The organism is Nannocystis punicea, assembly GCF_026965555.1.
In the GTDB taxonomy this organism is placed as follows: domain Bacteria; phylum Myxococcota_A; class Polyangia; order Nannocystales; family Nannocystaceae; genus Nannocystis; species Nannocystis punicea.
Genome location: NZ_CP114040.1, coordinates 1,885,505 through 1,905,034, shown reverse-complemented (window position 1 = coordinate 1,905,034; position 19,530 = coordinate 1,885,505). Strand labels below are relative to the sequence as shown.

Annotated in this window: 16 protein-coding genes; 7 read left to right on the top strand and 9 right to left on the bottom strand. The window is 71.2% G+C overall.

Features of this window, described 5'->3' with window-relative positions; all coding sequences use genetic code 11:
- The first annotated feature begins 185 nt into the window (after positions 1–185).
- From O0S08_RS07425 to O0S08_RS07415, 3 genes are all read left to right on the top strand, one after another.
- Positions 186–749 (top strand): SRPBCC family protein, encoded by a 564-nt coding sequence (locus tag O0S08_RS07425; RefSeq protein WP_269038322.1) that lies wholly within the window; start codon positions 186–188, stop codon positions 747–749.
- 480 nt (positions 750–1,229) lie between these two features.
- On the top strand, positions 1,230–1,694 hold the full coding sequence (locus tag O0S08_RS07420; protein WP_269038321.1) for a hypothetical protein: 465 nt from the start codon (positions 1,230–1,232) through the stop codon (positions 1,692–1,694).
- A gap of 717 nt (positions 1,695–2,411) precedes the next feature.
- A complete protein-coding gene (locus O0S08_RS07415; protein ID WP_269038320.1) occupies positions 2,412–4,208 on the top strand; it encodes a Hint domain-containing protein in 1,797 nt (598 codons plus the stop codon).
- Between the two features lie 669 nt (positions 4,209–4,877).
- Here O0S08_RS07415 and O0S08_RS07410 read toward each other — a convergent pair.
- Together O0S08_RS07410 and O0S08_RS07405 are read right to left on the bottom strand one after the other, a co-directional pair.
- Positions 4,878–7,451: a M56 family metallopeptidase gene (locus O0S08_RS07410; protein ID WP_269038319.1), complete on the bottom strand. Its 2,574-nt coding sequence runs from the start codon at positions 7,449–7,451 to the stop codon at positions 4,878–4,880.
- Entirely contained in the window at positions 7,444–7,845 is a 402-nt protein-coding gene (locus tag O0S08_RS07405; RefSeq protein WP_269038318.1) for a BlaI/MecI/CopY family transcriptional regulator, read from the bottom strand. The genes O0S08_RS07410 and O0S08_RS07405 overlap by 8 nt, the downstream gene beginning before the upstream one ends.
- Positions 7,846–8,292: 447 nt before the next feature.
- Between O0S08_RS07405 and O0S08_RS07400 the strand changes: the two genes are divergently transcribed.
- The 3 genes from O0S08_RS07400 to O0S08_RS07390 all read left to right on the top strand — a co-directional run bounded on the left by O0S08_RS07400 (position 8,293) and on the right by O0S08_RS07390 (position 11,564).
- Complete coding sequence (locus tag O0S08_RS07400; protein ID WP_269038317.1) at positions 8,293–9,738, top strand: hypothetical protein; 1,446 nt, start codon at positions 8,293–8,295, stop codon at positions 9,736–9,738.
- 154 nt (positions 9,739–9,892) lie between these two features.
- Positions 9,893–10,939 carry a peptidoglycan DD-metalloendopeptidase family protein gene (locus O0S08_RS07395; RefSeq protein ID WP_269038316.1) on the top strand — a complete coding sequence of 349 codons (1,047 nt, stop codon included), beginning with the start codon at positions 9,893–9,895 and terminating at the stop codon, positions 10,937–10,939.
- 7 nt (positions 10,940–10,946) lie between these two features.
- Complete coding sequence (locus O0S08_RS07390; protein ID WP_269038315.1) at positions 10,947–11,564, top strand: FMN-binding negative transcriptional regulator; 618 nt, start codon at positions 10,947–10,949, stop codon at positions 11,562–11,564.
- Between the two features lie 38 nt (positions 11,565–11,602).
- Here O0S08_RS07390 and O0S08_RS07385 read toward each other — a convergent pair whose 3' ends face one another.
- From O0S08_RS07385 to O0S08_RS07370, 4 genes are all read right to left on the bottom strand, one after another.
- Complete coding sequence (locus tag O0S08_RS07385; RefSeq protein WP_269038314.1) at positions 11,603–12,568, bottom strand: hypothetical protein; 966 nt, start codon at positions 12,566–12,568, stop codon at positions 11,603–11,605.
- 480 nt (positions 12,569–13,048) lie between these two features.
- On the bottom strand, positions 13,049–14,359 hold the full coding sequence (locus O0S08_RS07380; RefSeq protein ID WP_269038313.1) for a tetratricopeptide repeat protein: 1,311 nt from the start codon (positions 14,357–14,359) through the stop codon (positions 13,049–13,051).
- Between the two features lie 87 nt (positions 14,360–14,446).
- Positions 14,447–15,226 carry a hypothetical protein gene (locus O0S08_RS07375; protein WP_269038312.1) on the bottom strand — a complete coding sequence of 260 codons (780 nt, stop codon included), beginning with the start codon at positions 15,224–15,226 and terminating at the stop codon, positions 14,447–14,449.
- Positions 15,227–15,235: 9 nt separating this feature from the next.
- Entirely contained in the window at positions 15,236–15,835 is a 600-nt protein-coding gene (locus O0S08_RS07370; RefSeq protein WP_269038311.1) for a DUF4331 family protein, read from the bottom strand.
- A gap of 467 nt (positions 15,836–16,302) precedes the next feature.
- Between O0S08_RS07370 and O0S08_RS07365 the strand changes: the two genes are divergently transcribed.
- The gene (locus O0S08_RS07365; protein ID WP_269038310.1) at positions 16,303–17,073 is read left to right on the top strand and encodes a hypothetical protein; all 771 of its coding nucleotides are present in this window, start codon (positions 16,303–16,305) and stop codon (positions 17,071–17,073) included.
- A gap of 291 nt (positions 17,074–17,364) precedes the next feature.
- On the opposite strand, the gene O0S08_RS07360 is transcribed toward O0S08_RS07365, so the two are convergent.
- The 3 genes from O0S08_RS07360 to O0S08_RS07350 are packed head-to-tail and all read right to left on the bottom strand — an operon-like array spanning position 17,365 to position 19,510.
- Positions 17,365–17,637, bottom strand: a complete 273-nt coding sequence (locus O0S08_RS07360) for a hypothetical protein (protein WP_269038309.1) — start codon at positions 17,635–17,637, stop codon at positions 17,365–17,367.
- A gap of 8 nt (positions 17,638–17,645) precedes the next feature.
- Entirely contained in the window at positions 17,646–17,927 is a 282-nt protein-coding gene (locus tag O0S08_RS07355; protein ID WP_269038308.1) for an oxidative damage protection protein, read from the bottom strand.
- Positions 17,924–19,510: a glycine--tRNA ligase gene (locus tag O0S08_RS07350; protein WP_269038307.1), complete on the bottom strand. Its 1,587-nt coding sequence runs from the start codon at positions 19,508–19,510 to the stop codon at positions 17,924–17,926. Before O0S08_RS07350 ends, O0S08_RS07355 begins: the two co-directional genes overlap by 4 nt.
- Between the last annotated feature and the right edge of the window lie 20 nt (positions 19,511–19,530).

Sequence of the window (19,530 nt, the reverse complement as noted above, 5' to 3'; positions counted from 1 at the left end):
AGCTCGCCGCAATCGCGGCCCCGCGAGCAGTCTGCTGCCGCCCCCGACGCCCGAGCCCGCTCACGGCCGACGGGCCTCTCACCATCCACGCAGCGGTCGCCGGCCGCGCAGATCCGCGCTCTCCGCCGATCTCGGCCACAGGGCCCGCGCCCGGAATAATCATTCGGCGCTATAGTTTGGGCTCGATGACCGCCGCTCGCGTGACGACCCTCCCCGCCGGTAGCATTCGCTGGGCTCTGTCCGCCGTCGCCGCGGCCGCGCTCGTGGCCGCGACCACCGCCGACGCCGCCGCCGACGCGCCGAAAGTCTCCACCAAGATCACTCCCAAGGGCGAGGTCGTCGCCAGCGTGACCGTCGCCGCCGCGCCCGCCGCCGTGCGCGAGGTCCTCGGCAGCGCCGAGCGCTCGCACGGCCTCTCGCCCTTCACGGTGTCGGCCAAGGCCACGCCCGACGGCAGCTGCGAGCGGGTCAAGCTCAAGACCCGCGGCCTGCTCTCGCCCTTCGAGCTCGAGACCCGCCGCTGCCCGACCGCGAGCGGCTGGAAAGAGACCCTGGTCGCCTCGGCCCACTTCGTCGAGTACTGGAACGAATGGGTGGTCGAGGACGCCGGCGCCGGCAGCACGACGGTCACGTTCCGCACCCGCACGATGCCCAACGTCGCCGTCCCCGAGGCGATCATCCAGACCGAGACAAAGCGCGTCCTCGCCAAGCTGATGCACAACCTCACCGCGGCCGTCGCCGGCGGCTGAGCCAGGCACGAGGCCGAAGCCCGGCACGACCACCGACGAGATCGCGGCGGCACGGGCGCGACGCATGCTCGCCGACGACCGCAACCTCCTCAAGAGCACGCCGGTCAGCCAGCGCCAGCCGTCCGAGGAGCACGAGTCGAACAGGCAGCCGGCGGTGTCGCCTTCGTGCGCGTGGTCGAGGCGGAGCGCTTCATCGCCGCCCAGCAGTTGGGCCCAGGTCGTCGGTCAGCCGCGTCGCGTGCCACGAGAAGACCTCGGCGCGCGGCTCTTGCAGCGACCCCGCGGCCCCGATGGCGAAGCCGCTCGCTACCCGGTCACGCAGGCTGCTCCACGGTTCGAAGCAGGAACTCGGGTGCGGCGAGCGACGGGAGGTCGAGGCGAGGCGCTGCATCCGCGCCATCACGACCCGCGACCCCGCATCCCGCGAGCCAGGTGACCCGCGCCACGCAAGCGAGCGGCCGTCCGTGAGATCCTCGCCGCGTGCCGCAGCGGTCGATCTTCTCGCGCCTCGCTCCGTGGCTCCTCGCCGTCGTGCTCGTCGGCTGCATCAGCCGCGGCGCCCACCTCACCGAGAGCCAGCAGCAGTCGTTCGGCACCCGCACCTTCGCCGCGAGCTACGACGCGACCTTCGCCGCCGCGCGTGACGCCCTGCCGGCGCTCGGCTACCAGCTCAACCACGTCAACGCCGCCCAGGGCCGGATCACCACCACCCGCCGGCCGACCGGCGTGCGCGCGGGCCTCGGCCTCGGCGGCGCGATGACGGCCCCGCTGTACCGCCAGTACGACCTGCGGGTCGTCCGCGTCGATCCCGGTCACACCCGCGTGATCGCCACCCCTCGCCTGTACGAGGGCGAGCGCGACATCTCCCACGAGTCGACGTGGACGCTGACCGGCGAGCACGATCTCTGGCGCGCCCTGTTCGCCCAAATCGAGCAAGGTATCTAAATTAGCCCCAGAGGACATGTCCATCACGACATTTTTAAAAGGACATTGTCTATAGGACATGTCCAACAGGACATTTACCATCCAAGGCCGGCACAGCAGCAACAGCCTCGGCCAGACAAGCGGCATCGTCGCCGGCGCGCTCACCCCGACGCTCGGCACCGCGGCCCGCGGGCGACGTACGCGGCCGAGTGATTGCCACTGGCAGGTCGCTGGAAAGTCCCGGCCGGCCGAAATCGACATGTCCCTTCGGACATGATGTGGCCGAATTCGGCCCATACGACACTTCTCGCGGACGGACCGAGGGGCTTCACAGGGCCCCCGGCGCGTTTTTCCGCGACCTGCTGGCTCGAGTGCCCCTGGCGGCGCCTGCCGCAATGTCCATGAATACCTGAAAGGACATGGTTATCGGATCGGCCTCATGACACATGTCCTTTTGGACATCTCAACAGTATTGAGACACGGAAGGCCGGCACGCCGACCTCGCCTGCCCCGCCTTCCGGCCCGCGCAGTCTCACGCCTCCGGCAGCCGCGGCAGCAGGTGCCTCTCCAGCACGCGCCTCCCATCACGCGCGGTTGGACCGCCGGCGCGGGCTCCGGCGGTTCGCGGCCGCATCGCGGCGGCGCGCTCTCCTCGGGCCATGGACGTGAGCCTCGATCGTGGCACGATCTACGCGGCCGCGCGAATATCACGGCCTCGACCCCGTCCCTGGGCGCCAGATGCGTCGCGCGACCGCCTCCGTCCTCCTCTTCTCGCTCGTGGGGTGCACGCCCGAAGTCCAGCTCGAGACCCCGCCGGCGCCCGTGCCGACGCCGCAGCCCCCTCCGCCGTCGCCACCACCGCCGGCCCCCCCCGAACCTCCCGCGCTCGACGACGCGATGCTCACTTACCCGTGGATCCGCGGCTCCGTCGACCGCTGTGCGCTCGACATCGACGTGCCCCTGGTCCCGCTCGCAGCGCCGCTCGTGTCGCTCGCCGTCGTGGCCGGAGAGGCGGAGGTCCGCAACCTCGAGCCGGCCGACTGCACGTCGCCCGTGATGTTCGAGCTGCCGCGCGAGCTGCTGGCCGTCGCAGCACCCGCCACGAACCGCGAACCGGCGCGGCTCCGCGTGCGCATCGAGCCGCCGCTCGTCGCCTGCGAGAAGAAGTACGCGCTCGGCGTCTGCCTGCGCGACCAGAGCGGCGCGCTGCATCCCTCCCGCAATCCGAACGCCCCGGCCTCGGCACATCCCGAAGTATCAGTCGAGGAGACATGGCACAGCGGCCCGCGCCTCCTCACCCCTTCGGGCGAGAGCGGCGACTACCTCGCCATGAGACCCGGCCTCCAGCTCATCGGCGCCGACCCGACGACGGGCGACCGCGTGCGCGTCGACCTGCGGTCCCGGCAAGAGCGACGGTCGGCCACGATGGTGGAGCTCCGGCTGACGACGGGCGAGCGGATCGACATCCCGCCCAAACAGGAGCTCTGGCGCATCGATCAGGCGACGTGGGTCCGCGCGTCGGAGGTCGCCGCCGGCGATCGCCTGTTCGGCCTCGACGGACCGGTCGAGGTCCGCGAGGTGCAGACGAACAAGCGCTCCTACGGCGTCGATGTCGCCGACGTCAGCGCGCCCGACACCTACTTCATCGACCGCGTGCTGGTGCGCGACGGCCGGCCCACCCGCGGCGAGCCCACGCCGCTGGCTCCGGGCGAGGACCCGACGCAGCACCCCGCCGTCGAGCTCGTGGCCGCGAGCGAGAGCTACGACTGCTCACTGGGCACGACCCTCACGGTGCGCGAATGGCCCGCCGGCGCCGAGTCGATCGTCCTGCTCGCCGAGCGCCACCCGGGCCCGCCCGGCGCTCGAATCACGCTCCAGTGCGACCCGCAGCACGCGTTCTCCAGCGTCCCGCGGACGCTGTGGGACGCGTGGCAGGCCCAACCTGCGACCGCGGGCCGGCCGCTGACCCTCGCGCTCGAGGCCGGCGAGGAAGGCTGGGCGGCCGAAGAGCCGGGCTTCACCGGCGTCGTCGGCTGCTCCAGCGACGTCGCCCTGCTGGCGTGCGGACGCGCCGCCGACGGCACGCTCTCGCCGGTCACGGGCGCCGCGCGCTGGGGCCACTCGGGCGCGGTGTGCTTCGCCACCGGCACGCCGATCGACACGCCGGCCGGCCCTGTCGCGATCGAGGCCCTCGCGCCCGGAGCGACCGTCCTGTCCTTCGACGTCCTCCGCGGCGAGGCGCAGGTCGCCCACGTCCTGCGCCGCGCCTCCCGCGGCGAGCGCCCGGTCCTGCAGATCCGGCTCGCCGACGGCCGGGCGCTGCGAGTCACCGGCGAGCACCCGCTGTGGCTCCCGCGCGTGGGCGCCTTCCGGCCCGCGCAGGACCTGCACGTCGGCGATCGTCTGCTCGGGCGCGACGGCGCCGCGCTCCCGATCGAGAGCATCGTCCCCGACGGCACCAGCGAGGTCTGGGAGCTCTCGGTCGACGCGCCGGACACCTACTTCGCCGACGGCGTCCTCGCTCACAACTATTGATCCGGAGCCCGATCTCCCGGGCTTACTCGCGTTCTGGCGGGCGCGCGAGGCAGGAGCAGCCGCGAGCAGTCGGCCCGCTCGGCCCCGACTCGCCACCCGGCACCTCCGCTCGACCTGTCCGAGCGGACATCTCAATTCCCCCGAGCTCACCTCTTGTCGCGATCGCGCGATCGCCTCGCTCCACGCGACCCATCGCCGAGGTCCTCCCCTCGCCGCGCAAGCCTGCGAATCAAGCCGCCCAGCGCCTTACCGGGCGCCCCAGCCGGTGAAAGCCGAGAGAACCGCCGGAGCTGCGTGATGCTCGAAAGGACATGCCCCTTGGAGCGAGGTCCTCCCCTCGCCGCGCAAGCCTGCGAATCAAGCCGCCCAGCGCCTTACCGGGCGCCCCAGCCGGTGAAAGCCGAGAGAACCGCCGGAGCTGCGTGATGCTCGAAAGGACATGCCCCTTGGAGCGAGGTCCTCCCCTCGCCGCGCAAGCCTGCGAATCAAGCCGCCCGGCGCCTTACCGGGCGCCCCAGCCGGTGAAAGCCGAGAGAACCGCCGGAGCTGCGTGATGCTCGAAAGGACATGCCCCTTGGAGCATGCCCTCTTGAACATATCCTTTCGAACCTGCTCTCACGGACATGCGCCGCCCGCCCGGAGCTCCGGACGAACGGCGCCGCGCGAGTCCTAGCCGGCCTCGCCGGCCTTGCGCGCCGCGTCTTCGATCCGGCGCTGCTCCTCGGCGTCGATCACGTTGTCGCGCAGCGCTCGCTCCACCTCGCGGCGGACCGCCTCGCCGGCGCGGGCGCGGGCCCGCTGGACCCGCCTGGCTTCCTCGGCCACGCGGCGGCCCTCGGCCTGGGCGCGCCGCGCCTCTGCCTCGACCTGCAGGCGCTCACGGTCGACGCGCCGCTGCTCCGCCCGCGCCTCGCGCTGGACCTCGCGCTGGCCCATGTCGTGCTCGCGCTCGGCGCGACGTTGCTCGCGCATCGCCGCGCGCTGAGCCTCGGCCGCCGTCCAGTCGCGCCCGTGGCCGGAGGCTCGCAGCGAGCGCTCGACCTCGCGTTCGACCTCCTCGGCGATGCCGTCGACGTCGAGGTCTTCGAGCGCGTCGGCGAGGCCGGCGAGGTCGAGGTGTTCGACCTTGCGCTCGACCTCGGCCGCGATCTTCCCCGCGCGACCGGCCAGCTCGGCCAACTGCTGCGGGCTGAGCTCCGGCGCGCGGCGGGCCAGCGCCTCCGCGCGGGCCTTGAGCGCCTCGATCTTCGCCGCGTCGAGCTTGCTCGCCTGCTTGGCGATCGCCGCCGCCGCGCGCTCGAGATCGCGGAGCTGCTTGGCGTCGATCACCTTCGCCTTGACCGCCATCTTCGCGCCCTCGCGCACCAGCTTCTCCGCGCGCGGCCCCACGACCACCTGACCGTGGTAGACGCCGTAGTCGCCCGAACAGCTGTCGTCGTCAGCGTCGTCGTCGTCGTCGTCGTCACTCGCTACCGCGAAGCGATATGCAGGCGGCGACGGCGGCGTCGGCGGCGTCGGCGGCACCGAGAACCTCGCGTGCGGCGGAGGCGGCGTCGGCGGCACCGGCATCACGTGCAGCTTCGGCGCCGGCACCACGTGGTTCTCCGGCACGAACACGTGGACCGACGAGGCCGGCGGCACCTCATGCACGCGCAGCTCGACGGCCTTCTGCTCGTGCCGCTCGGCCCGCCGCAGCGCCCGTCGCTGCTTCGCGGTCAGCGACCCGACCGTCCCGGGAGCGGCCGCCGGCGTCGACGGAGCCGCGCCGAACGCGGTCGCCATCGGCGGCGTCGGCGGCACGCCGAGCACCGTCGTCGGCGGCATGGGCGGGACCGGAGCCGCGCCGAGCACCGTCGTCGGCGGCGCCCCGGGAGCCGCGCTCACGAACGTCGGCTCCGGCATCAACTCCGGCGGATCTGGCGGCACCGGCGGCTCGGGCACCTCGGCGCGCGCCACCGACAGCGACAGCCCCGGCGCGCCGAGCCCGACCATCGCCAGCAGCGCCGCGCCGAGCAGCCCGCGCCAGCGCCTGGCCCAGCGGCCGCGCTCGCGCGTCCGCGCGTCGAGCAGGCGCTCGACCCGGCGCACCAGCAGCGAGCTCTTGCCGGCCATCGGGCTGGCGAACTTCCCGGCCAGGTCGGTCCGGCCGGGCCACTGCGCCACCTCCGTCAGACAGCGGGCCAGGTGCAGCCCGGACCCGGTGTGGCGGACCGCCCAGTCGTCACACAGCTCCTCGGCCGCCTCTTGCATCCCGCGGCGGGCCACCCGGTTGAGCGGCTGGAAGAACAGCGCCGCCTCGAGCACCGACGCCAGCACCTGCCAGGCCGGGTCACGGCGCAGCACGTGGGCCAGCTCGTGGGCCAGCATCGCCTCTTGCTGGCGCGGCGCCAGCCCGTGCGCCCGCGCCGGCACCACGATCTCGCGGCTGGCCAGGGCCATCGGCGAACCTACCCTTTCGGACATGGTCAATCGGACACTGTCCTGAGGGACACGTACGTGCGCCATCAACCGCGCCAGCCGCTCGCGCAGCGGACCCTGGCGCAGCGGCGTGCGCCCGCGGAGGCCGCGGCGCAGACGGATCGCCGTCACTCCGAGCCGGCCGAGCGAGGCAGTCGCCCCGAGCGCGATCAGCCCGGCGAAGATCCACGCCGCCGCGCCGGCCTCCGACTCGCGGGCCCCCGGCGCCGCCGTGACGAGCGGGGGGGTCGGCGGCGCCGGCAGAGCCGCCGCCGGCATGAGCGCGGGCTCGGGGTACGCCGTCGAGTCGCCGAGGATCACCGGCTCGAGGAACGCCGCGTGCTCGACCCGCACGTGCGCGGGTGCGGCGAACACCGCCGTCACGCCCTCGTCGGAGACCACCAGCACCTGCGGCTCGCAGCCGACGCACGCGTGCACCTGCGGCACCGCCACCGGCATCGCCATCGCGTGGACCGGCGGGGGCGGCGGCGCGATCGCGGTGGCCGGCGCCAGCGGCGGCTCGCCCGGCGCCAGCGAGCCGGCCTCGACGTTCACGCTGCCGAACAGCGGCTCGACCCCGAGCCCTGTCTGCAGCGTCGCCGTGAACAGCCCGCCGACCAGCGACATCTTCCACAGCAGGCTGCGGGTCAGCGAGTCGAGCGGGAGGAAGCGGTTGAAGGCCCACACGCCGCCGATGAGCACCGTGCTGTGCACGAAGTACGTGCCCAGCCAGCTCACCACCGTATGCACCGCCGGGTCGGCGAGAGAGGCTGCAGGATCAAGCATCGTCGTCGTCCTCCGCTTCGCCGGATCTCTGGCCCAGGAGCTGCTTGAGGCGCGCGACGTCGTCCGGATCGACGTCCCTGTCCTCGACCAGGTGGCTGACGAGCGCCGACACGTCGCCGCCGAAGAAGTAGTCGGTGACCCGCGACAGCATCGAGCGCCGGACCTCGTCCTCGCTGACGAGCGCGCGGTAGATGAACTGCCGCCCCTCGACGCGGTGCGTCACCGTGCCCTTCTTCTCGAGCCGCGACAGCATCGTCGACACCGTGGTCGGCGCCAGCTCGCGATCCTGCTCGAGCAAGGCCGTGTGGACATCGGTCGCGGTCGCCTCGCCGCGGTCCCACAAGATCCGCAGCAGGCCGAGCTGCAGATCGCTGAGTTGGTGTGACTCGCTCATGAACGACAGTTGTAGTACTACCCATGTAGTAGGGCGTCAAGCACGTTTTCGCGCTCGCGCCGCCGCCCCCTCGAGCGGTTCGGGCCAGCCCCACGGGGTTTCCTGCCCAGCCGCCGACCGGAGGCGCGAATTCGCGCGCGAGACCGACGCCACGACCCGGCTCGATCTCTGCCCTCCTGGCAGACTGCGCGAACGCCGGGGATTCGCCTGACCTCGGCCGCGCAGATTCACTCGCCATCTGCCATCGAGGTCCGACGGCCGCGCGGGCGTCGAGCCGATGATTGTGCCCGACCTGTTCGCGCGCGAAGCCGGCGAATCGGTGCACATCGTCTTCGCCTATCGCGACCGAAGCCTCGCTGCTTCCAACTTTCGCCGCCGACATCGAGCGCCCTCACGTCCGCCAGCTCGCGCTTGTCGGGCTGACAGCGGGCGGATACGCTGGCGATCGTGAACCGTTCCGGCGCTGAATACGACGAGGTCGCCCTCGGGCTCAAGGCGTCCACCGGGCATCGGATCGCCGGCGGTCTGATGATCGTCAACGCGGTCCTGGTCCTGCTCGAGACCTTCTTGATGCCCGAGTCGAGCAAGCCCGACCTGCTGACCCCGAGCTTCCCCGTCACCGCCATCATCGACATCGCGCTCGGGGTCAGCCTTTTGAGCGGCAGCGCCGGCGCGGTCAAGCTCAGCGTCATCCGCATCGGCCTCGGCCTCGTCCTCTTCACTCTGGCCCGCGCGCTCGCGGGCGAGTGGCTGGCCGCCGGCATGCAGGTGGGGGTCAGCGCCGCCTTCCTGCTGCTGCTCGTGGGTCACCCGCGGCGGCTGCAGATCGGCCTCGCCTCCCTCCTCTTCGGCCTCTACCTCCTCCTCGAGGGGCTCGGCCTCTACATCCTCTTCTCCGGCCAGAACCCGATCGCCCGCACCGTCCTCAGCGCCCGCGGCGAGCTGTCGAGCGAGCCTGTCGGCGACGTCGTCGGCCAGATCGTCGACTATCGCCTGCGCTCGCCCTCCGAGCGCTGGTACCTGCGCACCGACGAGGCGGCCAAGCGCGACAACCCGCTCGCCGATCGCTGGCTCATCCGCCCCGACCTCGACGCCCACATCCTCGTCATCGCCGAGCGCGTGCCCGACACCATGGTCCCGCTCGCGCCGTTCGTCGACACCGTCGTCGGCAACATGCGCGCCGCCGCCAGCAGCTTCGAGCTGATCGACGCCGTCGCGCTGCCGGGCCACCCCGACACCGGCAAGCTGCTGCGCATGCGCGCGACCGTCGACGGCCAGAACGTCGAGTACCTCGCCGGCCTCGTCACCGCCTACGGCTCGGCCTATCAGCTGATCGGCTTCACCGGCGAGCGCAACTTCGCCGCTGTCGAGCCCGAGCTGCGCGCGGCGATCGAGTCGTTCGTCCTGCCCGCCAGCGCCGCCCTGCCGAAGGGGGCCGGGCGCGTCGTCGGCAACGCCGCGCCCTACGCCATCACCGCCCCGAACGAGCGGTGGATCACCGCCTCGGCCGAGCTCTTGGCGCAGCAGAACGCCGCCAGCGACCGCTGGATCCTCCGCCCCGACGTCGACGCCCACGTCACCGTCGTGCTCGAGCCGCTCGACGAGGAGACCACCGTCGCCGCCCTGATGCAGCAGGTGCCCGAGCGCATCCGCAGCAGCTGGCCCACCGCCAGCTTCCAGCCCGCCGAGCCGCTCTCGGGCACCCACGCGAGCGGCGAGATCCTCCACGCCAGCCTCGCCGGGGCCGAGGGCGCCTTCGAGATGGACTACGCCGTCTACGTCGTCGGCCTGCGCGCCTTCCACGTCATCGCCATGGCCCCCGCGCCCGCCTACCCCGGCGTGCGCGACGAGCTGCGACGGGCTCAGCTGTCGTTCGAGCCGCCCACCGACTGAACGACGACATATCTTTCAGGACATGTCTTCAAGGGCATATCGACTCGGACATGTCGTCAAGGACATGCCCGTTCACGCCTGCTCGCCCTCGCGAACATCTACAACTGCAGGCGCGCCGCTTGAATTCGTGCGCGCTTTCGAGTACCCCCGAAGCATGCACGCTCGCTTGTGTCCGTGGCTCGCGCTCGTCGTCCTCAGCACCGCCTGCGCCTCCGGAGGCGAGCCGCAGGCGAGCGACTCGGCGAGCTCGCCGTTCCTCACCACGGAAGGCGACGACAGCGACGGCACCGACCCGGGCGGCACGACCACCACCACCGGCGGCCCCGAGCCGACGTCGACCACGACGGGCACCACCGACCCGGGCGAGGCCTCGAGCACGACGGGCCTCGATCCGACCACCGGCGTCGATCCGACCACCGGCCCCGACACCACCGGCACCACCGGCGAGCCGCTCGACCCCTGCCCGAAGATCCGCGTCGTCACCCCCGGCGACGTGCTGAACGTCCGGCCGACCCCGTCGACGGCGATGCCGGCGCTCGGCACCCTGCCCGACGGCGCCGTCGTCGACGTCCTGGCGACGGTGCAGGGCGAGAACATCGACGGCACCGACACGTGGTACCAGGTCCCCGGCGACTGGCCCGAGGGCTACGTGTTCGGCGGCCTCGTCCAGTGCATCCCGGAGGAGCCGCCGCCGAACGAGGACGGCTTCTTCCTGCCGCTGCAGTGCGGCACCACCACCACGGTCACTCAGGGCAACTTCGGCGACTTCAGCCACCAGGGCAACTCGGCCTACGCGTTCGACTTCTCGCTGGCCACGGGCACCCCGCTGGTGGCGATCGCCGACGGCACTGTCAGTAGCCTCTACGGCGACACCAAGCCCGGCGACCCCTGCTACAACGGCGGCGGCGAGGAGTGCATCAACGATGCGAATTACGTGACCCTCCTGCACGAGGACGGCACCGGCTCGATGTACGCGCATTTGAGCGCGGTCCAGGTCAGCCTCGGCCAGCAGGTGATGCGCGGCGGCGTCGTCGGCCTGACCGGCTCGACCGGCTGGTCGACCGGCCCGCACGCCCACGTCGCCCGCCAGGAAAATTGCGGCGGCGGCTTCTGCCAGTCGATCGCAGTGTCCTTCGAGGACGTGCCCGACGACGGCGTGCCCGTCACCGGCGAGACCGTCACCTCGCAGAACTGCCCGTGAAGCGGCCATGTACCCGCTGGCCCCGTTCCAGTCGACCGACCGCGCCAAGCTGCACGCGGTGATGCGGGCCTTCCCGCTGGCCACCCTGATCTCCGCCGGCGCGCAGTGGCCGGTGGTGACGCAGGTGCCCCTGGTCCTCGACGACGCCCGCGGGCCCCACGGCGTCCTGCTCGGCCACTTCGACGGCAACAACCCCCACGGCGAGGCCCTGCGCGCCGACCCCCGCGTCTACGCCCTGTTCCACGGGCCGAATCATTACATCACCCCGTCGATCTACCCGACCGAGCAGTACCCGGGCTGGAATTACGTCACGGTGCACGTCCAGGCGCTGGCGCACCCGCTCACCGACCGCGACCGTGTCCGCGACATCCTGTTCCGCCTGGCCGAGCTGCACGAGCCGAAGGACTCCGGCTACCGCCTCACGAGCGAGCAACGCAACTTCGAGCGCTTCCTCGGCATGGTCTTCGGCTTCGAGCTCGAGATCGTCGAGATGCGCGCAATTTTCAAGCTGGCGCAGGACAAGGGCACCGCGCAGGCCGAGCTCGCCGCGGCCCACCTGGCGAGGGTGACGCAGGCCGACCCGCTGCCGCTGCTGACCGCCCTGCTCGGCCCGGATTCGACCTGACCCGAGAGACACGTCGTCGGCCTCGCGCTCGACCTGCGTCAGGGACAACAATTGAACTGCCGACACACGTCGGCGTGCGGATCGTTCAAACCCGGCGAGCAATGGGCCTCGACCTCGCCGCGCTCGAGGCAATCACAGGACCAGGCGTCGGCGCCGCCGAGCTTGCACTGGATCCGCGCGTCGCCCTGGTCGAGGACGCAGGTCGCGATCACGTCCTCGTCGTCGGCCGGGTCGCCGTCGCACACGCGGGGCTCGCCGCACTCTCCCGCGCCGAACACCGGCGCGCTGCAGCCGTTCGACCGGCACTCGTCGTCGCTCCGGCACGCCTCGCCGTCGGCCTTGAGGGCCGCGCACACGCCCGGCGCGGTCGCCCAGTCGCAGCGCGCTCCGGCCTCGCAGCGGTCGTCCGGGCACACCTCGCCGACGGCCGGCAGCTCCGCGCAGGCCCCCTCCTGCCACTGCGCCGCGCCGCGGCAGAACCCGCGGATGCACTCGCCGTCGCTGCGACACGCGCCGGCCGGCGACACCTTGCCCGTCAGGACCCGGCACGCGATCATCCCTGCGTCGTGGGGTCGAACGAGCGCCGAGTATTCGTCGCAACTCATCGCATTCAATCGTTCGACGCAGGCCGCCGCCGCCTCGCCGTCCCACTCGGAGCGGCCCTCCAGCGCCGAACCGGCGACCCCGCGCACGAAGCGGTCGAACTTGCGCGCGTGGAACTCCTCGCAGGCGCTCCGGTCGGAGACTGCCTCCTCGGGGAACGTCAGGAACAACCGCCGGACGTCGACGGGCGAGCAGCAGTCGAACACCTTGGCGCAGGCCGCCTGCGCGAACCGCCGACCGAAGCCCGCCGGCGACAGCACCGCCGCGCCCTCGGTCTCGCCGCCGGTGGTCTCGGCGCCCCCCGTCGTATCCACGCCGGCCGGTGAATCGGTGTCATGGTTCCGTTCGGCGCAGGCGGGCGACAGGAGGAGGAGTGCACCGACGATCGATCTCCGCGTCATGACACGGCAACGCTACGGCCCGCCCGCGGACCCGCAAAGCCGACTGCCATGATTCCCCGGATCGAGCCTCGCGCCGGCTCGACCGAATCAGCGGACTGAGCCGAGCCCCCGCCCGGCGCAGCCGACGGCCGCCCTCGCTGCAGCGACGGGCGAGCGACCGTTCACGGGTCTGAACAGCGCGAGTGTTCGTCGCTCGCGTACCGCAGCAGCGACGGCCGCGTGCCCCAGCGCCGCGGCGTTCATTAATAGTACTCGCCGCTCGAAACCTGCAGCCGCGACATTGCATGAGTCTGCGCGTCGACTCTCCTGGATCATGCTCCCCGCTCGAGCGCCGCGGCAGCCACCGCTGCTCTCCGCGCCGGCCGTCAACCTTCGCGTCGACTCTCACGGAGAGTGCTCGCCGCTCGAGCACCGCAGCAGCGACATCGGCTCTCCGTGCCGGCCGTGTGCTCGGCGCGGTCTGAAATTCCGCGGCGCCCCTCAGTGCGAGTGATCGTCGCTCGAGTACCGCGGATTGATGGCGAGCAGCAGCGACATCTGCTCCTCCGCGGCGGCGCTGTGCCCCAGCGCGGTATGGGCCTTCGCGGCGACGTCGTGCAGCCGCGCAGTGCGGTACGGCGACGCGAGCGCCTGCTCCGCGACCGCGAGCGCCTCGGCGGCCTGGCCCGATTGCAGGTACGCAGTCGCCAGCGACACCTTCGCGTCGCCACCCGGGCGCGCCGCGTGGTTGGCCAGCGCGAGCTCCAGCGCCCGCTCCTGCGGCCCGAATTGCAGGTAGTGCTGCAGCGCGTGGCCCATCGCCGCCTCGGGGAAGCGCGCGAGCTGCTCCTCCCACCGCGCAGCCGAGCGCGCGATCAATTCGTCGGCCCGCTGCTTCTCGCCGGTGTGGCGGTACAGGCCCGCGAGCGCGTCCATGTGCTGGGGCAGATCGGCGGTGCGCACCAGCTCCTCGTAGATCGCGATCGCCTGGGCGTGCTGGTCGCGGCGATGGTAGATCTCGGCGATGTGCTCCTGCACGAGCCACCAGCCGGCGAGCTCGGCCTCGGCCTCCTGCAGCTTTTTTAACGCGAGCTGCAGCTCCCCGCGCTCCATGGCCACGATCCCGAGCTGCAGCTTCATCCACGCCCGGCGCCGCGCATCGTTCGGGTTGGTCGCCCGGAAGGCGTCTTCGAGGAGCGCCTCGGCCTCGAGCGGTTTGCCGGTCCTGGCGTGCACGAGCGCGAGCTCGGCGGTGGCCACGGCCGGCTCCGACGCGGCCGCCGCGGTGAGCGCGGCGGACGCGTCCTCGTACTGGCCGCGCTGCACCGCGATCTCCGCCCGCAGCACGCGCGCGATCAGCTGATCGTCGCGCCGGGGCACGGCGCGGCGGTCGATCTTGTCGAGGTATTTCTCGGCCTCGCCCAGGCGATGAATCGCGAAGTTGAAGCGGGCGGCCACCACGAGCGGTCCGCTGCTCGGGGGGGCGATCGCGAACGCCTCGTCGAGGACGTCCTGGACGCGGGCGAAGTCGTCGATCTGATTCGTCAGACCGGCGCGCTCGAGCAGCGCCGCGCCGAGGTGCATCCGCGTCAGCCAATCGTCGGAGCGCTTGTTCGCGCGCACGCGCAGGCCGTCGATGCGCTGGTCGAGCTCGGCGAGCAACGACGCATAGCTCGCTCCCGTCGCTGCCGCCGCCGGTTGCCGCGCGACGATTGGCGCCGCCGCCGGTGCGCCGCGGAGGTCGATCTGCGAGAGGAGCGCCGAGAGTCCGAACGCGATGCCGGCCGAGACGAGGGTCGTTTTGCGGTCCATGACGGTCGGCTCGAGGTCTGCGAGGACCTCTGAAGGGCTCCCCGGGAGGCTAACACGCCCGGGGAGCCGTCCGTGACTTCCGCGAGGTCAGGGCAGGTGCGGCGGCGCCAGGAACGGGAACTCCGCGCCGAACGGCACGTCGTTCGCGGGCGGGTTCAGCGGCAGATCGGCGAACAGCGACAGCGGCTGCGCAGGTCCGAGCTCGAGCAGCACGGCCGCGAGGGTGATGTCGACCACCGGGTCCGTCAGCTTGCGGCCGTTCGGGTACGCGGTCGGCATGCTGGGATCGTACTTGATCGTGTCCGGCACGATGACCGGCCCCGCCTGCGCGAGGGCGATGTCGACGGTCGCGGGCTTCAGCTGCAGGGCCTCGAGATCGTCCGTGAACGCGTCGAGGAAGAACGTGACGCTGTTGGTGATCTCGGGCAGCCACTTGCCGTCGGCGTCCTCGCCCGGGTTGCTGGCGTTGTACTCGTCGCGGATCGAGATGTCCGAGCCCATGTTGAAGCCCAGGCCCTGCGCCGCGGCGATGCCGGCCGTGCCCGCCTCGACCGCGCCGTGGCGATCGATCTGCGTGTACGCGTCGAACGGATCGGTCGGGAACACGAACCCGTTGTCGCCGGTGGTCGTGTCGGTGGTGCTGGTGGTCGGGGGCTCGCCCGTCGTCGGAGGCTCGGCCGTCGTGGTCGTCCCCGGTTCGGTCGTCCCCGGCTCGGTCGTCCCCGGTTCGGTCGTCCCCGGTTCGGTCGTCGCCATCGTCGCGGTCGAGTCGGTGTCGGTGCTGGTGCCCTTGTCGTCGCCGCACGCGGCGAAGGAGAAGAGCAGCGCCGCGCCGAGAGCTGCGTGAATGGATGCGTACTTCGTCATGGCGACCTCCTACATCTTCCTCGCCGAGGTGGCCCACACCTGGATCTTGTTGCCGCCGGTCAGCACGTCCGTGTCGATCTCGATCGCCGCGGCGGTGACGTTGTAGCCGGCCAGGAAGTCGCGGTTGCTCATGAACGACACCGTCCCGGTATCGAGCGCCTCGAGGTACCCCTGGGCGTCGAAGAAGAACGGGTCGTCGGCGTGGCCCGTCCACACGCGGGCGAAGCGGCCGGCCTGGAAGACCGACTCCACCGGGCCGGACACTGCCGGATCGGCGCCGGGGATGCCCTCCCACTGGATGCCGATCTCGTCCTGCGCGTTGGTCCCGTAACGCCAGTAGAATTTGAGGTCGGCCACGTTGTCGCCGTCGTTGTCGACGTGGATGGTGTAGAGGGCGTTGCCGTCGTACACCCCCGAATCGTCGGGCTGGGGCCGGCTGTCGTTGAAGCCGGCCCAACAGACGATGATGGTGGTCTTGTTCGCACCGCTCTCGAACACGTACAGGTCGGTGATGTCCTGCGCGGCGTCCATTTTCACGAGCGGTGACTCGTCATGGTCGGATGCGAGGACGTTGGAGGTCCACCAACCTCCACCGCAGATCGCAGCCATGGCGACGACCGCAAGCCCAGTTTTCGCTCTCAAGTTCTTGTACATCGAGCCTCCTCGTCCGGTCGGGCGACCAGCGCCGCGACCGTCGTCGTGTCGAAGCATCCTACTCCTACGCGAGTCCTTTGGATCTGCGGCCGAGCGAGCACAGGCGGAATTCTGTGGGGCAGCGACGCGATCGCGCTCATTCACACGAATCATCCGAGGAATCGTCCGCGATCGCGCGCAGAGAACGTCCACATCGGCCGATGAAGCGCAACCGGGCAGTACGAACGAGGCGGACGCACGGATCGACGGCGGCGCATCAATTTTTTCGCGGGCTCTCACCGGCCGAATACGAGCATTCGATCGCACTCGCGGCAATCCGCGATACGCGGAGCGCGCGGCCCTGGGGCCGGCTCGGAGCGTGTAACATCGGCCGCGCAGTTACGATATCCTCACCGACCACACCCTGCGAAGGATGCTTCCTGATGCGTAAGGCAGCTTGGATTTTCACCGCCCCGATGATTCTCGGCCTCGTCGCCTGCGGCGACAACGGGGGCTCGACCACCGAGACGACCACCGACAACGCGACTCAAGCGACCACCACCGGCACCGACACCACCGACGAGACGACGACCGGGACGGCGACCGAGAGCACGACGACCGGGACCGAGACCGAGACGACGGCGCCGACGACCACCTCGCCGACGACCACCTCGCCGACGACCACGACGACCGACGATACGACCACCGACACGACGACGACCGGCGGGGAGCTCACCTGCGATGCGTACTGCGGCATCTACCAGGAGGCGTGCGTCGACTTCGCCGAGTACGACAACATGCAGGCCTGCCTCGACCAGTGCGGCCAGTGGCCCGTCGGCACGCCCGCCGACACCGCCGGCGACACGCTCGGCTGCCGCATGTACCACGTGACGGTCGCCAGCACCGTCGACGCCAACGAGCACTGCCCGCACGCCAGCCCGAACGGCGCCGGCGTGTGCGTCGACGCCGCGGCCCCGGCCTGCGCCGATTACTGCACCACGTACTTCGCCAATTGCGAGAACGACCTCAACCTGTACAACGACGAGGCCGACTGCCTCGATCAGTGCAGCCACTGGTACCCGGGCACCACGGCCGACACCGCCGGCGACACCGTCGGCTGCCGCCTGTACCACGCCGGGGTCGCGCAGACGGACGACGTGACCCACTGCCCGCACGCCGGCCCCGGCGGCGCGGGCGTGTGCGTGGTCCAGTGATCGCACGCCGCGCGGGCCGCTCCGCGCGAACCTGACGAATGACGCGAGCGCGACGACGATGTCGTCGCGCTCGTGCTTTGATCGGTGCCTTCAGACCCCGGGCATTCGCGCGATTCGAGCGAGCGCGACGACGATGTCGTCGCGCTCGTGCTTTGATCGGTGCCTTCAGACCCCGGGTATTCGCGCGATTCGATGCAGTCAATCATGCGACCGCGCGATCCGCAGCACCCGCCGCGGCGAGGACGCGAATCACGACAGCGCGCGCGACGATGTCCAGCGCGCACGCCGGGCTCAGCCGGACGGGCTGTCCGACCCCGCCGCGAGCTCGCCGACGATCCGGTAGCCCGCGGCCCCCAGCAGGGCCCTCGCCGCCTGCAGATCGCAGCCGTCGTGGGCCTCGCGCCAGGCGAGCGCCACCTTGCCGCGGGGCAGGAGCGTGGGCTGGTAGTCCAGCACCGCGAGGTGGGTGCGGCTGCCGGCGCCGTGCGGGTACTCGATCCAGTGGGCGGCGAACGTCTCGCCGTCCTTCTCGACGAGCATCACCACCTGGCGGAGCAGTCGCACGCGCGGGCTCAGCCTTCGCGCGGCACGAAGGCGGTGTCGGCCAGGTCGCCCGCTTCGAAGCCGAAGAAGATCCGCATCTGCTTCTCGAGGAAGTCGCGGCCCTCCTTCGACTGCAGGTCGAGGCGGTACGTGTTGATGAACTTGGGCGACTCGCGGATCCACATCTGCCAGGCCTGCAGGCTGATGTTGTCGTAGAGCAGCTGGCCGAACTCGTTGGGGAACGGCTTGAACGGCAGGGCCGGCAGGTCCTGGTCGAGCTTCTTGCAGTGGACGATGCGGGGCGTGTTCATGGCGTCTCCGTCAGGGCCTTGCGGACGGTGTCGACCGCGTCGGCGATCTTGATGCGCTCCTGGCGGCGGTCGTCGCGGTAGCGGATCGTGACCGTCTCGTCTTGCAGGGTCTGGGTGTCGACGGTGAGGCAGTAGGGCGTGCCGACCTCGTCGTGGCGGGCGTAGCGGCGGCCGATCGCGTGCTGCTCGTCGTACTTGGCGTTGACGCCGGCGCCGAAGAACGCCTCTACGACCTTGCGCGCGACCTCCGGCATGCCGTCCTTCTTGACCAGCGGCAGCACCCCGACCTTGATCGGCGACAGGCGCGGATGCAGGCGCAGCACCGTGCGCGCCCCCTTGCCGTCGGCGTCGCCGGGCTCCTCGTCGTAGGCGTCGCACAGGGCGGCCAGGACCCCGCGGGTGGCCCCTGCGGCCGGCTCGACCACGTGCGGCACGTAGTGACGGCCGGGCTTGCCGGTCTCGGGGTCGACGGCCTCGGGGTCGAAGTAGGTCAGCTTCTTGCCCGAGCCGGCGGCGTGGGCCTTGAGGTCGAAGTCGGTGCGGCTGGCGATGCCCTCGAGCTCGTCCCAGCCCCACGGGAACTTGTACTCGACGTCGTAGCAACCATCCGAGTAGTGGGCGAGCTCGTCGTCGTCGTGCTTGCGGAAGCGGAGGTTGTCGACCTTGATGCCGATCGACTTCCACCACTTCATGCGCTCGTTCATCCAGTAATCGAGGTACTTCGGGCCCTCGAAGGGCGGCACGAAGTACTCGCACTCCATCTGCTCGAACTCGCAGGAGCGGAAGATGAAGTGCTCGGCCGTGACCTCGTTGCGGAAGCTCTTGCCCATCTGGGCGATGCCGAACGGGACCTTGAGCGACAGGCTCTGCTGCACGTTCAGGAACTGCACGAACATCGCCTGCGCCGTCTCGGGCCGCAGGTACACCGACGACGACGCCAGCGCGCCCTCGACCTTGGCCCGCAGCGCCTTGTCGTCGGCGCCCTCGGCCATGGCCTTGCGGACGATGTCGACCACGTCGCCGATCGGGTCGACCGGGCCGAGGCTGGTGCGGAACATCAGGTTGAAGCGGCGCTCGTCGCTCAGGAACGGCGAGCCGCAGTTCGGGCACACGTAGCCGGCCGCGCCGGCCTTGGCCCCGGTGAGCGTGCTGCCGTCGCGGTGCAGCTTGATGCCCGCCTCGGTCAGCTTCTCTTGCGCCGCCTTGGCCCGGCCCTTGTCGCCGAGGCTCATCGGCGCGTCCTCGCCCTCGGCCTTGCGCGGGGCCTTGTCGGCCCGGAAGCGCTCGCCGCAGACCTTGCAGTCGACCAGCGGGTCGGAGAAGTTGGCGAGGTGGCCGCTCGACTGCCACACCTCCGGCCGCATGATGATCGACGCGTCGATGCCGACCACGTCCTCGCGGCTGTGGACCATGAAGCGCCACCACTCGCTCATCAGGTTGCGCTTCAGCTCCGCGCCCATCGGGCCGTAGTCGTAGGCGGAGCGCAGGCCGCCGTAGATCTCGGAGCTCTGGAACACGAAGCCCCGTCGCTTGCAGAGCGACACGATCTTGTCCATCAGGTCCGGTTTCTGGCTGTCGTCCATGGCGGCCGCGAGGTGTAGCA

Bases quoted from the DNA above. Each gene is read 5' to 3' on its own strand.
- O0S08_RS07365 (WP_269038310.1), top strand. From the start codon at position 16,303: ATGCGTAAGGCAGCTTGGATTTTCACCGCCCCGATGATTCTCGGCCTC.
- O0S08_RS07370 (WP_269038311.1), bottom strand. From the start codon at position 15,835: ATGGCTGCGATCTGCGGTGGAGGTTGGTGGACCTCCAACGTCCTCGCA.
- O0S08_RS07405 (WP_269038318.1), bottom strand. From the start codon at position 7,845: ATGAGCGAGTCACACCAACTCAGCGATCTGCAGCTCGGCCTGCTGCGG.
- O0S08_RS07375 (WP_269038312.1), bottom strand. From the start codon at position 15,226: ATGACGAAGTACGCATCCATTCACGCAGCTCTCGGCGCGGCGCTGCTC.
- O0S08_RS07415 (WP_269038320.1), top strand. From the start codon at position 2,412: ATGCGTCGCGCGACCGCCTCCGTCCTCCTCTTCTCGCTCGTGGGGTGC.
- O0S08_RS07380 (WP_269038313.1), bottom strand. From the start codon at position 14,359: ATGGACCGCAAAACGACCCTCGTCTCGGCCGGCATCGCGTTCGGACTC.
- O0S08_RS07395 (WP_269038316.1), top strand. From the start codon at position 9,893: ATGCACGCTCGCTTGTGTCCGTGGCTCGCGCTCGTCGTCCTCAGCACC.
- O0S08_RS07385 (WP_269038314.1), bottom strand. From the start codon at position 12,568: ATGACGCGGAGATCGATCGTCGGTGCACTCCTCCTCCTGTCGCCCGCC.
- O0S08_RS07355 (WP_269038308.1), bottom strand. From the start codon at position 17,927: ATGAACACGCCCCGCATCGTCCACTGCAAGAAGCTCGACCAGGACCTG.
- O0S08_RS07390 (WP_269038315.1), top strand. From the start codon at position 10,947: ATGTACCCGCTGGCCCCGTTCCAGTCGACCGACCGCGCCAAGCTGCAC.
- O0S08_RS07425 (WP_269038322.1), top strand. From the start codon at position 186: ATGACCGCCGCTCGCGTGACGACCCTCCCCGCCGGTAGCATTCGCTGG.
- O0S08_RS07350 (WP_269038307.1), bottom strand. From the start codon at position 19,510: ATGGACGACAGCCAGAAACCGGACCTGATGGACAAGATCGTGTCGCTC.
- O0S08_RS07410 (WP_269038319.1), bottom strand. From the start codon at position 7,451: ATGCTTGATCCTGCAGCCTCTCTCGCCGACCCGGCGGTGCATACGGTG.